Raw genomic sequence first — 13,623 nt, forward strand, 5'->3', positions numbered from 1 at the left:
GGGCGGGGGCACGTCAGCGGGGGCGTGGGCTCCGCCACCGGCCGGCGGCGATCTGCTCACCCGCGACCCACACGCCCCCGACGTCGGAGGTCGTCCCCAGCGCGAAGACCTTGGACAGCGCGTCCTCGGGGGACGAGGCGTTGTCGAGGCCCACGGCGAGCGGGTCGCCGGGCTCGGGCAGCACCCAGACGGCGTCGAACTGCTTGCCGACCGACAGGTCACCCACGTCGTCACCGAGCCCGAGCGCGTCGGCGCCGGCCCCGGTGCTCAGCCAGAGCAGGTGGGCCGAGGTCAGCAGCATCCCGTCCGGGCCGAGGAGCTGCTGGACGAAGTAGGCCTGCAGTCCCTCCTTGAACAGCGAGAAGCCGGTGCCGGCGCCGACGTCCGAGCCGAGGGAGACGCGCACCCCGGCCTCGATGTGACGACGGAGCGGAAAGAGCCCGCTGCCCAGCGCCGCGTTGCTCGTGGGGCAGTGCGCCACGGCGGCGCCGCGCGCGGCGAGCGTGCCCAGCTCGGCATCGGTCGGGTGGACGTCGTGAGCGAGCACCGACCTCGGCGTCACGAGGCCGAAGCGGTCGTAGGTGTCCACGTAGGAGGCCCCGCCGAAGAGGGCGGCGACCTCGCTGATCTCGTGGAGGTTCTCGTTGAGGTGCGAGGTGAAGAGCGACCCCGGCACCTCGGAGAAGGTGGCCGCACAGGCCTCGAGCACCCCCTCGCTCGCCGAGAGGGAGAAGCGTGGTGTGACGGCGTAGCGCAGCCGGCCCTTGTCGTGCCAGCGGGCCGCGAGCTCGCGCGACTCGGCGTAGGCGCGCTCGGGGGTCGTGAGCAGCGGCTCGGGCAGCAGCCGGTCCGAGGTCACGAGTCCGGTCGTGACCCGCAGGCCCCAGTGGTCGGCCGCCTCGAACATCACGTCGACGGCCGGGGCCTGGTGGGCCCCGAAGACGAGTGCGGTCGTCGTCCCGGCGTCGACGAGTCCCGCCACGAAGTCACGGGCCACGCCCCGTGCGTGGTCGACGTCGGCGAGCCGCATCTCCTCCGGCAGGGCATAGCGGTCCAGCCAGTCGAGCAGCGGCAGGCCGAGCCCGCCGATGACGCGCACCTGGGGGAAGTGCACGTGCGTGTCGACGAGCCCCGGCAGGAGCAGACCCTGGCGCAGGTCGAGGACCGGCTCGTCGGGATGCTCCGCGCGCACCACGTCGAAGGGGCCGCGTGCCGTGATGACGCCGTCCCCGACGAGCAGCCCGCAGTCGTCGTCGGACCGGAGCGTGCCTCCGGCGAAGGGGCTCGTCGGCGTGTCGAGGACGCGCACCCTGAAGATCGTCACGGACGGGTGCCCGGCGTCTTGCGCTCGAGCTGCCGCTCCCGCTCGAAGGCCGCGAGCAGGTCGACCGCGACCGCCACGGCGATGGTCGCCGGGCTCTTGCCGGTGAGCCCGGGCGCCCCGATCGGCGTCGTGATCCTGCCCAGGTCCTGCGCCGAATGGCCCTCTGCCGCAAGGCGTTGCTCGAAACGGCGCCACTTCACCGACGACCCGATGAGCCCGATCGAGCCCAGGTGCGAGCACCTCAGGGCGGCGTCGCACAGCGCGACGTCCTCGGCGTGGTCATGGGTCATGACGAGCACGTGCGTGCCGCGCGGGACCTGCCCGAGCACGAGCTCCGGCACGGGCGCGTGGTGGACGTGCACGCCGGCCACGGCGTCGGCGAGCCCCGCGAGTCGTCCCGCGGCCACGCGGTCGGCCCGGCCGTCGACGAGGTGCAGCTCGAGGTCGTGTCGGCTCAGGATGCGCGCCAGCTCGGCGCCGACGTGCCCCATCCCGAAGATCGCCACGGAGGGCACGACGGGCAGTGGCTCGAGCAGGACCGACACCTCGCCGCCGCAGCACTGCTGGCCGTGCTCGACAGGTGCTCGCTCGTTGAGCGCCAGGTCGAGCTGTTCGGGGCCGGCGTCGGCCCGCTCGAGCATGGCGCGAGCCCGCTCGACGGCCGTCGCCTCGAGGTTGCCGCCGCCGATGCTGCCCCAGGTGTCGTCGGGCGACACGACCATCTTGGCGCCGGGCTCGCGCGGAGCGTGGCCGCGGACGGCCGCGACCGTCACGAGCACGCCGGGGATCCGGTCCGCACGCAGCCGCTGGGCTGCCGAGAGCCAGTGCACGTCAGTCACCCATTCCGGCAGCGACCTGCTCCGAGTGCGGGCGCAGCGGGTGCCCGTCGGGGTCCGCACGCTCGGGCGCGACGCCGACGCCCTGGCGCCCGCCCCCTACGACCGCCACCGTGTGCGGCGGCTGGCCGGCGCCTCGTGCCTGCTGGACAGCCCAGAAGACTGCCTCGGGTGTGGCCGGCGACGCGAGGTCGACCTGCGTGCCGGCGGGCCCGAACGCGGCGGCCGCCTGGCGCAGGGCCTCGCGGACGGAGATGGCGAGCATGAGCGGGGGCTCCCCGACGGCCTTGGACCCGTAGACGACGCCGTCCTCGGTGGCGCGCTCGAGCAGTGCGACGTTGAAGACCTCGGGCATCTCCGAGAAGCTCGGCAGCTTGTAGGTGCTCGCCGACGCCGTGGCGAGCCGGCCGCGTGTCGGGCCGGAGGACTCGTCCCACCGGAGGTCCTCGAGGGTGAGCCAGCCCGCACCCTGCACGAAGCCACCCTCGATCTGGCCGAGGTCGACGAGCGGAGAGAGCGAGTCACCCACGTCGTGCACGATGTCGACGCGGCGCAGCCGGTAGGCGCCGGTGAAGCCGTCGACCTCGACCTCGGCTGCCGCGGCGCCGTAGGAGAAGTACTTGAACGGCGAGCCCTGCATCCTCGTCGAGTCCCAGTGGAGTCCCTCGGTGCGGTAGAAGCCGGCAGCCCAGAGCTGGACCCGTTGGTAGTAGGCCTCGCTCACGAGATCGGCCCAGGCCACCTCTGCTGCGCCTGTCGCCGCTCCCGACGCCGCTCGCGCGCACCCGTCCTCGAACCGCACGTCCTCGGCGGGGACGCCCAGCCGGGCGGCGGCCACGGCGCGGAGCCGCTCGAGGATCTGCTCGCAGGCGTCCTTGACCGCTGCGCCGTTGAGGTCGGCCCCCGAGCTCGCCGCCGTCGCAGACGTGTTGGGCACCTTGTCGGTGCGCGTCGGCGCCAGCCGGACGAGCGACAGGGGGACGGCGAGCGACGTCGCGGCGACCTGCAGCATCTTCGTGTGCAGGCCCTGGCCCATCTCGGTGCCACCGTGCGTGATGAGGACCGAGCCGTCCTTGTAGACGTGCACGAGCGCCCCGGCCTGGTTGAAGGCGGTGAAGTTGAAGGAGATCCCGAACTTCACCGGGGTGACGGCCAGGGCCCGCTTCGTGTGCTCGTGGGACGCGTTGTACGCGGCGATCGCCGCCGAGCGCTCCGTGAGCTCGCCGGTCGTCAGCACCTGCTCCCAGCAGGCGACGGCCCGCTCGGGATGACGGACGACCTGGCCGTACGGCGTGGCCTGGCCCTCCGCGTAGAAGTTGCGGCGGCGCAGCTCCACGGGGTCGATGCCGAGCAGCGGTGCGCAGCGGCCGAGGACGTCCTCGATGACGAGCATCCCCTGGGGTCCGCCGAACCCGCGGAACGCCGTCTGGGACGTCTTGTGGGTCCGGGCGATCCGCCCGTCGGCCCGCAGGTGGGGGATCCAGTACGCGTTGTCGACGTGACAGAGCGCCCGCGCCAGCACGGGCTCGGAGAGGTCGAGGCTCCAGCCGCCGTCGGAGGTCAGGGTGGCATCGAGCGCCTGGATCCGGCCGTCACCGTCGAACGCGGCACGCCACTGCGCGTGGAAGCCGTGTCGCTTGCCCGTCATCGTCAGGTCCTGGGTCCGGGTGAGGCGCAGGCGCACGGGGCGCCCGGTCAGGACGGCTCCCAGGGCGGCCACGGCTGCGTAGCCGTGCGGCTGCATCTCCTTGCCGCCGAAGCCTCCTCCCATCCGCAGGCACTGGACCGTGACGGCGTGGCTGGCCAGGCCCAGCACGTGCGCCACGATCTGCTGGGTCTCTGTCGGGTGCTGGGTGCTGCTCTGGACGAAGACCTGTCCGCCCTCGTCGACGTGGGCGAGCGAGCAGTGCGTCTCGAGGTAGAAGTGCTCCTGCCCGGCGAGGTCGAGCTCGCCGCTGAACACGTGCTCGGCCGCGACGAAGGCCTCGTCGACCTGCCCGCGCTCGAGCCGCGGCTGGCCGCCCTGGAAGCTGCCGGCCTCGATCGCCTCGCGGACGGTGACGACCGAGGGCAGCGGCTCGTAGTCCACCTCGACGGCCAGGGCCCCGAGCCGGGCCGCCTCGAGGGTGTCGGCCAGGACCCAGCACACGGCGTGACCGAAGAACATCACCTCGGACGGGAAGAGCGGCTCGTCATGCTTGACGCCGGCATCGTTGACGCCGGGCACGTCGGCGGCGGTGAGGACGCGCACGACGCCCGGGACGGCGAGCGCGGGGACGGCGTCCAGCCGGGTCACGCGGGCGTGGGCGTGCGGTGCCTGGACGGGGTGGGCGTGGAGCAGACCGTGCGTGCGCGTCGCGAGGTCGTCGGTGTAGAGCGCACTGCCCGTGACGTGAAGGGCGGCCGACTCGTGCGGGATCGGCTGTCCGACGACGGAATCCGTGGCCCGGCGCGACAGGGATGTCATGCGCCCACCCCGTCGGCAGACTGCTCGTCCGCATGGAGGCGAAGGAGCGAGGTGCCCAGCACCGCGCTGCGGTAGGCCGCGCTGGCCCGGTGGTCGTCGAGCGGGGTGCCCTCACCCCGCATCACCTCGGCGGCCGCCTGCACCGTCGCCGCGGTCCAGGCACGGCCCTCCAGGGCTGCCTCGGTGGCGAGCGCCCTGACGGGGGTGGCCGCCACGCCGCCGAGACCGATGCGTGCCCGCCGGACGGAGCCGTCGACGACATCGAGGGCCACGGCGACGGCGACGCTGGAGATGTCGTCGTAGCGGCGCTTGGCGACCTTGTGGAAGGCCGTGGTCGGGCTGAGCGGCAGGGGGATCCGCACCGCACGGATGAGCTCGTCGGGGCGACGCACGCTCTGCCGGTAGCCGGTCCAGTAGTCGGCGAGCGGCACCTGCCGGTCCCCGTCCGGACTCGCGAGCACCACGACGGCCTCGAGCGCGAGCAGCGCGGGCGCCAGGTCACCGATCGGCGAGCCCGTGCCGAGGTTGCCGCCGAGGGTCGCGCCGTTGCGGATGAGCCGGGAGGCGAACTGGGGGAACACCTGGTCGAGCAGCGGGATCCGCCCGGCCAGCTCGCGCTCGACCTCGGTGAGGGTCAACGCGGCGCCGATCTCGACGGCCTCGTCACCGACCTCGAGGCGGCGCAGCTCGGGCAGACGGTCGATGCCGATGACGAACGTCGCCCGGGTGCCACGGAGGTTGACGTCGACGCCCCAGTCGGTCGAGCCGGCGACGACCGCCGCGCCCGGATGTGCCGCGAGCAGCTCGAGCGCCTCGTCGAGGTCGGCTGGCCGGGCATAGGTGCCGGTCGCCCCCGAGAGTCGGGTCCCGATCGGAGGTGGCGGCGCGTCCGAGCGCCGCGAGGCGAGCGCGTCGTCGGCCGCCGGGGAGTCGAGCGCGAAGGCTGCGTCCCGGATCGGCCGGTAGCCGGTGCACCGGCACAGGTTGCCGGAGAGCGCCCCGAGCCGGAAACCGTTGGGCCCCGACTCGTGCGCGTCCGCGTCGCTGCCCGCACGGGCCGCGTCGTCCTGCCGGTCGGCCCGGTAGTACTCGGCAGCCATGGAGCAGACGAAACCGGGCGTGCAGTAGCCGCACTGCGACCCGCCTCGCACCGCCATCTCGTGCTGCACGGGGTGCAGGTGCTGGGGCGTCCCGAGTCCCTCGGCGGTGACGACCTCCTGGCCGTCCCACGAGGCGGCCGGCAGGAGGCAGGCGTTGACGGCCGTCCACTCGGTGCCCGACCCACCGTCGGGGCGGGCCACGAGCACCGCGCAGGCGCCGCACTCCCCCTCGGCGCACCCCTCCTTGGCCCCGGTGAGCCCCTGCCCCCGCAGCCAGTCGAGGGCATTGGTCGCGGGGTCGGTGCCCGCCAGACCGCGCTCGGTGCCATTGACCGTCACCGAGAGGCGCTGCCCCGGCGTCATCCGAAAGTCCCGTCGTCCACGGACCCATGATGCACCGCTGGGTGCTGCGGTCAATCAGGGCTGGATGTGCAGATCGAGGGTGTGCGCGCCACGCACGACCTTCGTCGCGAGGTAGTGGGCGTTCGCGTCAGACAGGTGGACGCCGGTCGGGACGCGACGGGCCACGGTGACCCCGAGCGCCCGCAGCTGATCCGCCTTGTCGGGGTTGTTGGTGAGCAGCTCGACGCGGCTCACGCCCAGCGCCCCGAGCATCTGCGCCGCGACGGTGTAGTCCCGCTCGTCCTCGCCGTAGCCGAGGGCGACGTTCGCCTCGTACGTGTCGAGCCCCGCGTCCTGGAGCACGTAGGCGTCGAGCTTCGGGTAGAGCCCGATGCCGCGGCCCTCCTGCCGCAGGTAGAGCAGGAACCCGCCGCTCGCGTCGAGGCGCTCGACGGACTCGCGCAGCTGGGCGCCGCAGTCGCACCGCCCGCTGCCGAAGACGTCACCGGTCAGGCACTCGCTGTGCAGCCGGGTCGGCGTCGGGTCACGGTCACAGGCCCCTGGACCGGGGGCCTCCGCACGGTCCCCGAGACCCAGCGCGACGTGCTCGCGCCCGTCGGCGAGTCCGTCGAAGGTGAAGACGCGCGCCGTCGTCGCGAAACCGTCGGCGAAGGTGACCGGTACGAGCACGTGGGTGCGGATGCGGGCCGGTGGGGGTCCGGGAGCAGCTGCCGGGACACGACTCGGCGCCCGGGGGGTCACGCGCTCTCCCGGAAACGCGGCGACAACGCATACCTCAGCAGGACCACGTCGCCGATCTGGCGCACCTCGGCGAGCGTCGCCCGACGGCCGGCGTTCCAGGGGTAGCGCCCGTCGCCGACGAACCGGCACGCCGCCGAGTCCCCGACGAAGAAGGGCGCCACGACGAGCTGGAGCTCGTCGGCGAGGTCGTCGGTGAGCAGCTGCGTGTGCACGGTGCCGCCGCCCTCGACCATGAGCCGCCGCACCCCCCGGTCGCCGAGGTCCTCGCAGACGCGGCGCATCGTCGCGGGACGACCGGCATCGACGACGGCCGCAGCCGCACCGAGCCGTCCGCGCGCCTCGGCCACGACGTCGCTGGGGCAGTAGACGATCTTGTCCGCGCCGTCGGCTGCGAAGAAGCTTGCGGCGCAGTCGAGCTCGGCGCGTCTCGTGACCGTCACCTTCGTCGGCGACGGGGTGAGACCGCGGGCCACCCGTGCAGCCCGCCGCTCGGGCGAGCGGACGAGCAGGCGCGGGTTGTCGTGACGGATCGTGCTGGCACCGACGAGGATCGCGTCGCTCGCGGCTCGCTCTCCGTCGACACGGTCGAAGTCGGCGTCGTTGGACAGCATGAGCCGGGCCGAGGTGCCGGCACTGAGATAGCCGTCGATCGACATGCCACAGCTGAGCAGGGTGTACGGACGGTCAGCCACGGACGGCTCCTTCCGGTGGGAGCGCGGTCGGGGTGCGGGGGGCTCCGCGCCGTGACACGACGAGCAGCGCCGCACCCGGCAGGGCAGCGACGAACGACATCACGCCGTAGACGACGGCGGTCGCCACTCCCCCGGCGACGCCGAGGCCGGCCACGCCGAACACCCAGGCCGCCACCCCTTCACGCGGTCCCCAGCCGGCGACGTTGAGCGGCAGGGCCATCGCCACGAGGACGATGAGCGCGAGCGGCACGAGGTCGGCCACGGGCGCCTCCACCCCGGCGCTGCGGGCGGCCAGCACGAAGGTCGCGACGTGCCCGGCGACGACGAGCGCCGAGACCACGACGACTCCCGGCCACGTATGCCGTCCCAGCAGTCCGTGACGCACGTCGGCGACCGCGACCCGCAGGACCCGCGAGACCTGCGCGAGGGGCTCGGGTCGCACGGCCGGGGTCCGACCCGTGCGGCTCCGCYGTGTCGCCACGACCCCCACCAGAGCGGCGGTCCCGGCGACGAGAACCATGGTGGCCACGGGGGATCCGACCGGCTGCAGTCGCGACGGCAGCAGCAGCACGGCGCCCAGCGTCAGCCCGAGGAGGACGACCTGACCGGCCGAGCGCTCCCACACGACGGACCGCACGCCGCGGCCGACGTCGCCGCCGTCACGCCCGTGTCGGACGCCTCGGTGCACGTCGCCGAGCACACCGCCGGGCAAGGTCACGTTGAGGAACTGCGACCGGTAGCACGCGGCGACCGCCGAGCGCAGGGACAGCTCGGACCCGAGGCCGCGGGCCACGAGGACCCACCGCCACGCGCCGCAGACGGTCGTGACCACGGCGATGGCGGCCGCCGCCGCGACCGAACGGGCGTCGACGTGGCGCAGTCCGTCGACGAAAGCGCCACCACCGATTCGCCACACGAGGACGCCGAGGATCACGAGCCCCGCGAGGGGGCGCAGCCAGGACCGGTCGCGCTGCATCTCCTCCGCCCTTTCTGCCCAGGATCTGCCGAGTATCCGCCCGGGAACCCTGATGGTGACGACGTCCGGCTCCACGATCGGGTTCAGCGACCCCCTACCCGCTCGAGCACGGCCGACACGTGCCCTGCGGTCTCCGACCACGATGACAGGGTGTCGCGTCTCGCCAGGGCATTCCGGCGCAGCCGGTCCCGCAGGGCCCCGTCGGTGAGCCACGACCGGAGCGCGACCGCCAGCGCCTCGGGACTGCCTGCAGGGACGAGCAGCCCGGGCCACCCGTCACCTGCCTGCCCGACCGCCTCGCGGACGCCACCGACGTCGGTCGCGAGCACCGGGACGCCGCGCGCGAGTGCCTCGGTCACGACCATCCCGTACGTCTCGACGTGGGAGGGCAGGACGAGGAGGTCGGCAGCGGCATACGTCCGCTCGAGGTCCGCGCGGACGCGCGGTCCCACGAGGTGCACGCGGTCGCCGAGGCCCGCCGCCGCGACCCGCCGACACAACCCGTCGACGACGTCCGGCTCGCGCGTCAGGGCGCCGACGAGGACGCACGACCAGGGGAGGTCGTCCACGAGCGCGAGCGCCGCGAGGAGGTCGGCCTGCCCCTTGAGCGCGGTCACCGCGCCGACGCAGATCAGGCGCCCGCCGTCGGGACCGCCGGCCGCCACGCGGGCCCGGTCGACCCCGGGCCGGGCGACGTGCACGGCAGCGGGGGCGAGGGCGTACGCGTCGAGCAGGACGTCCCGGGTCCACCCGCTCGTCGTCACGACGGCCGCGGCCGCGGCCAGCACCCGGCCCTCAGCCGCGGCCGCGCTCGGGTCAGACACCCCGAGCGGCAGGTGGACGACGACGACGAGGGGGACGCGGTCCGCCGCGGGCACGAGGACGGCGTCCGCGGCCGACGCGACGAGGCCGTCGACGAGCAGCACCGACCCCGTTTCGACGGCCGCGACGACATCGGCCAGGCAGGCCGTCGTTGCCGCGTCCGGGTGTGGCCACCGCCCGGGCACGGGGTGCTCGCTCGCCTGCCACCCGAGGGCACGCAGGCCGTCGAGCACCCTGCGGTCGTAGGTGTTCCCCCCGCTCGGGAGCAGGGGGTCGTCGATCCCGGCCGGGACGACGACGTGGATCTCCCTCAGAGCTCGCACTCGTAGCTCGCCCAGGCGACGTGTGACTCGTGGAGGGTCACGGCGAGCGCGGTCACCCGGTCGGTGGCGCCGCCGAGGTCACCGGCGCGTATGCGACCCGCGACCCGCTCCGCGATGGTGCGGGACAGCACCTCGGTCGAGGTGTTGACCCCCGCGAAGTCCGGCTCGTCGTCGAGTTTGCGGTAGCCGAACGCACCGACGACCTCGCGGACGTGCTGGGTCGCGAGACCGATGTCGACGAGGATGTCGTCGTCGTCGAGCTCGGGACCGCGGAAGGTCACGTCGACGACGAACGTCGCCCCGTGCAACCGCTGCGCCGGACCGAACACCTCCCCCCGGAAGCTGTGCGCGATCATCATGTGGTCCCGGACGGTCACGCTGAACATCGGCTCCCCGCTCAGTGGGTGGGTCGGTAGGAGATCGTGTGGCAGATGGCCGGCAGGGAGCCGTCCGCGAGGCGCGGCATCAGCGCAGGCAGCTCCTCGAAGGGCGAGTCGCCGGTCAGCAACGCGTCGAAGGCCGGGTCGCGCAGGAGGTCGAGCGCGAGCGCCAGCCGCCCGGCATACGTGTATCGCGAGCGCCTCGCTGCCGCAACTGCACCCACCTGACTGGCTCGGATCCGCAGCCGCGACGAGTGGAACGCTCCGCCGAGCGACAGCTCGACCCGCGCGTCGCCGTACCAGCTGAGGTCGAGCACCGTCGCCTCAGGTGCGAGGAGGTCGAGCGAGAGCTGGAGCCCGGCACCCGTGGCGCTCGTGTGGACGACGAGGTCGTGGTCCCCGCGCGCGTCGACGAGGTCGGCGGGCCGCGCGAAGCCGACCCCGAGCGATCCCGCCACCGCCTCCCGCGACGGGTCCACGTCGACGAGGGTCACCCGGCACCCGGGGATCCCGGCGAGCAGGCGCGCGACGCAGCACCCGACCATCCCCGCACCCACCACGGCGACCCGGTCACCGAGCCGCGGAGCGGCGTCCCACAGCGCGTTGACGGCGGTCTCGACGGTGCCGGCAAGCACGGCCCGCCGAGCCGGCACGTCACCGGGGACGACGGCGACCGACCCGACGGGGACGACGTAGGACGTCTGGTGCGGGTGCAGGCAGAAGACCGTCCTCCCGACGAGACCCGTCGGTCCCTCCTCGACGACGCCGACACCGAGGTAGCCGTACTTCACGGGACCGGGGAAGTCCCCCTCCTGGTGCGGGGCGCGCATGACGGCGTACTGGTCCTCGGGCACCTTCCCCCGGAAGACGATCGTCTCGGTGCCGCGGCTCACGCCCGAGTGCAGCGCCCGCACGAGCACCTCGCCCGGCCCGGGAGCGGGCACGATGACCGGCCGGATCTCGCCCGTGCCGGGCTCGACCACCCAGAAAGCCCGCGCATCGGTGGACACGCGACCAGACTAGGGCTGTCCGTGAACTCCGGCGGTGACGACGGCGTCCTTGGATGAAACCTCTCAAGCCCGGTGGAGGCGCAGTGCGTCATGTGACCCCTCACGGCCCGGTCGTCGGGCTCGTCGGCGTGCTGACCCTGCTCGCCGTCCTGGGCCGGGCGACCGGCCTCGGCCCTGCCGGCTGGATCGTCGGCGTGGCCTCGGGGGTGGCCCTCTGCTCCCTGCTCAAGGCCGGGCTCGTCCGGGCCTCGCGCCGGCGCCTCCTGCCCGCCGACCGTGTCACCCTGTCGAGGGCGGTGCTCGTGTGCGGCGTCGCGGCCCTCGTCGCCGACATCGTGGCGGGGACCGGGGGCACCGACGAGCCGACCGGCGTCCTCGTGGCCCTCGCCTCGGTGGCACTCGTCCTCGATGCGGTGGACGGCCGGGTCGCGCGCCGCACCGGGACCGTCCACCCGCTCGGCGCGCGCTTCGACATGGAGACCGACGCCTTCCTCATCCTCGTCCTCAGCGTGGCCGTCACCCGTGACCTCGGGTGGTGGGTGCTCGGCGTGGGGGTCGCCCGCTACCTCCTGCTGCTCGTCGTGCTCGCGGCCCGATGGGCGCCGTGGCTGCGCGGACAGGTACCGGCACGCCTGTGGCGCAAGGTGATCGCGGCCTACCAGGGCATCGTCCTCACGGTGGCCACCGCCGGCATCCTGCCCGCTGTGGCCGCATCGGTCGCTGTGGCAGCCGGGCTCGGGCTGCTCGTCCTCTCGTTCGGCACCGAGGTCCTCACGCTGCGGCGGATGTCGGTGTCCCGACGCCACGAGGTCGAGGTCCTCGCTCCCCGGCCGGTCGTCGGGCCGATGGCCGTCGACGCGCGCGTGCTGCCGTGACGTCGCCGCCCCGGGCCCGGACCGGCCGCCGCGTCGCCGGCCACGTCCTCACCACCCTCGCGGTCCTGCTCGTCTGGGTCGCGCTCGTCGCGCCGAACCCGGCGGTCGGCTGGTCGCCGACACCGCTGGCGCTGCTCCGGATCCCCGTCGAGGCCCTCGTCCTCGTGGCCGGGCTCCTGCTCCTGCGCGGCGTGGCCGCGCGGTCCTTGACGATCGCGGTCGGGCTCGGCCTCGGGGTCCTCCTCGTCGTCCGCGTCCTCGACGCGGCCTTCCTCGCGACGCTCTACCGGACGTTCAACCCGCTCACCGACTGGCGCTACGCCGGGTCGGCCACCGACCTCCTCGGCGACTCGACGGGTCCGGTGACGGCGGTGGTGGCCGTCGTCGCGGCAGGGCTGCTCATGCTCGGCATCGTCGTGCTGACGCCCCTGGCCGTGCGACGGGTCGGGCGAGTCGTCGATCGCCACCGGACCGGCGCGACGCGCGCCCTCGTGGCCGGGGCGGTCGCCTGGGGCGTCTGCGCCTCGCTCGGGCTCGGCGTCACGGCCGACCTGCCCGCCGCGTCGTCGAGCACGGCGGCCCTCGCCGGCCGCGAGTTCACGTCGGTGCGCGACGGCCTCCACGACCAGGACGTCTTCGCCGCGCAGATCGCCGTCGACCCGTACCGCGACACCGCGCCGGGCGGTCTGCTGACCGCCTTGCGCGGCAAGGACGTCGTCGTCGTCTTCGTCGAGAGCTACGGCAAGGTCGCCGTCGACGAGAGCCCCGACGTGGCAAGGGCGCTCACGGCCGGGACGAGCGGGCTGAAGGCATCCGGCTACGCGACGCGCAGCGCGTGGCTCACGTCCCCCACCTTCGGCGGGATCAGCTGGCTCGCCCACTCCACCCTCCAGTCCGGACTCTGGGTGAGCAGTCAGCGGCGCTACGACCAGCTCCTCGACACCGGGTCGTCGGCCGGCCGCCGCCTCACCCTCGCCGGTGCCTTCGCCCGCGCCGGGTGGCGCACCGTCGACGTCATCCCGGCCAACCGTCACGACTGGCCCGAGGGCAAGGCCTTCTACGGCTACGACACCGTCTACGACGCCCGCACCCTGGGCTATGCCGGGCCCGGTTTCGGCTACGCACCGATGCCCGACCAGTACACGCTGTCAGCCTTCGACCGGCTCGAGCTGCAGCGCCGCCCACCCGGTCGACGGCCGCCGGTCATGGCCGAGATCGACCTCGTGACGAGCCACGTGCCCTGGGCGCCGCTGCCGCGGCTGCTCGACTGGGCGACGATCGGCGACGGCTCCCCCTACCTCGCCCAGGCGGGGCTCGCGACGCCACGCGACGTGGTGTGGAGCAGCCCCGAGAGGGTGCGGGCGGCATACGGCCAGACGGTCGCGTACTCCCTCGACAGCGTCGTGTCGTTCCTTCGCGCGACCCACGACGACGACCTCGTCGTCCTCGTGCTCGGCGACCACCAGCCGGTCAGCATCGTCTCGGGCGAGCACGCCGGGCACGACGTGCCCGTCAGCATCGTCGCCCGCGACCCGGCCGTGCTCGCGCGCATCTCCTCGTGGGGCTGGCAGGACGGGCTGCGGCCCGGACCCACCGCCCCGGTCTGGCCGATGGACCGCTTCCGCGACCGCTTCCTCACCGCCTACGGGCCGACCGCCGGCGGCTGAACCGGTGCCCACGACGAAGCGTCTTCAGGGGAAGGGAGTCCAACACC

At 74.0% G+C, this 13,623-nt stretch carries 12 protein-coding genes; 2 read left to right on the forward strand and 10 right to left on the reverse strand.

All coding sequences use genetic code 11. The annotated features are described in order from the left end of the window. Positions 1–13 precede the first annotated feature (13 nt). From AB4Y83_RS17905 to AB4Y83_RS17950, 10 genes are all read right to left on the reverse strand, one after another. Positions 14–1,324 (reverse strand): guanine deaminase, encoded by a 1,311-nt coding sequence (locus AB4Y83_RS17905; protein WP_442297689.1) that lies wholly within the window; start codon positions 1,322–1,324, stop codon positions 14–16. Beyond that, positions 1,321–2,154, reverse strand: a complete 834-nt coding sequence (gene xdhC, locus AB4Y83_RS17910; protein ID WP_442297713.1) for a xanthine dehydrogenase accessory protein XdhC — start codon at positions 2,152–2,154, stop codon at positions 1,321–1,323. Before xdhC ends, AB4Y83_RS17905 begins: the two co-directional genes overlap by 4 nt. A gap of 1 nt (position 2,155) precedes the next feature. Next, on the reverse strand, positions 2,156–4,627 hold the full coding sequence (gene xdhB, locus AB4Y83_RS17915) for a xanthine dehydrogenase molybdopterin binding subunit (RefSeq protein ID WP_442297690.1): 2,472 nt from the start codon (positions 4,625–4,627) through the stop codon (positions 2,156–2,158). Further along, positions 4,624–6,090: a xanthine dehydrogenase small subunit gene (locus AB4Y83_RS17920; protein WP_442297691.1), complete on the reverse strand. Its 1,467-nt coding sequence runs from the start codon at positions 6,088–6,090 to the stop codon at positions 4,624–4,626. Before AB4Y83_RS17920 ends, xdhB begins: the two co-directional genes overlap by 4 nt. Positions 6,091–6,144: 54 nt before the next feature. Then, positions 6,145–6,759 carry a GTP cyclohydrolase II gene (locus AB4Y83_RS17925; protein ID WP_442297714.1) on the reverse strand — a complete coding sequence of 205 codons (615 nt, stop codon included), beginning with the start codon at positions 6,757–6,759 and terminating at the stop codon, positions 6,145–6,147. 68 nt (positions 6,760–6,827) lie between these two features. After that, positions 6,828–7,523, reverse strand: coding sequence for a RibD family protein (locus AB4Y83_RS17930; RefSeq protein ID WP_442276365.1), 696 nt, complete (start codon positions 7,521–7,523; stop codon positions 6,828–6,830). Beyond that, positions 7,516–8,499 carry a lysylphosphatidylglycerol synthase transmembrane domain-containing protein gene (locus AB4Y83_RS17935; RefSeq protein ID WP_442297692.1) on the reverse strand — a complete coding sequence of 328 codons (984 nt, stop codon included), beginning with the start codon at positions 8,497–8,499 and terminating at the stop codon, positions 7,516–7,518. The genes AB4Y83_RS17930 and AB4Y83_RS17935 overlap by 8 nt, the downstream gene beginning before the upstream one ends. 83 nt (positions 8,500–8,582) lie before the next feature. Continuing rightward, complete coding sequence (locus tag AB4Y83_RS17940; protein ID WP_442297693.1) at positions 8,583–9,644, reverse strand: glycosyltransferase family 4 protein; 1,062 nt, start codon at positions 9,642–9,644, stop codon at positions 8,583–8,585. Beyond that, a complete protein-coding gene (locus AB4Y83_RS17945; RefSeq protein ID WP_442297694.1) occupies positions 9,632–10,030 on the reverse strand; it encodes a 6-pyruvoyl trahydropterin synthase family protein in 399 nt (132 codons plus the stop codon). The genes AB4Y83_RS17940 and AB4Y83_RS17945 overlap by 13 nt, the downstream gene beginning before the upstream one ends. 11 nt (positions 10,031–10,041) lie before the next feature. Then, a complete protein-coding gene (locus AB4Y83_RS17950; protein WP_442276369.1) occupies positions 10,042–11,034 on the reverse strand; it encodes a zinc-dependent alcohol dehydrogenase in 993 nt (330 codons plus the stop codon). Between the two features lie 92 nt (positions 11,035–11,126). On the opposite strand from AB4Y83_RS17950, the gene AB4Y83_RS17955 reads away from it, so the two are divergent. Then, on the forward strand, positions 11,127–11,909 hold the full coding sequence (locus tag AB4Y83_RS17955; RefSeq protein ID WP_442297695.1) for a CDP-alcohol phosphatidyltransferase family protein: 783 nt from the start codon (positions 11,127–11,129) through the stop codon (positions 11,907–11,909). Beyond that, positions 11,906–13,576, forward strand: a complete 1,671-nt coding sequence (locus AB4Y83_RS17960; RefSeq protein ID WP_442297696.1) for a CDP-alcohol phosphatidyltransferase — start codon at positions 11,906–11,908, stop codon at positions 13,574–13,576. Before AB4Y83_RS17955 ends, AB4Y83_RS17960 begins: the two co-directional genes overlap by 4 nt. Positions 13,577–13,623: the final 47 nt, after the last annotated feature.

This window comes from Terrabacter sp. RAF57, from assembly GCF_052113925.1.
In the GTDB taxonomy this organism is placed as follows: Bacteria; Actinomycetota; Actinomycetes; order Actinomycetales; family Dermatophilaceae; genus Terrabacter.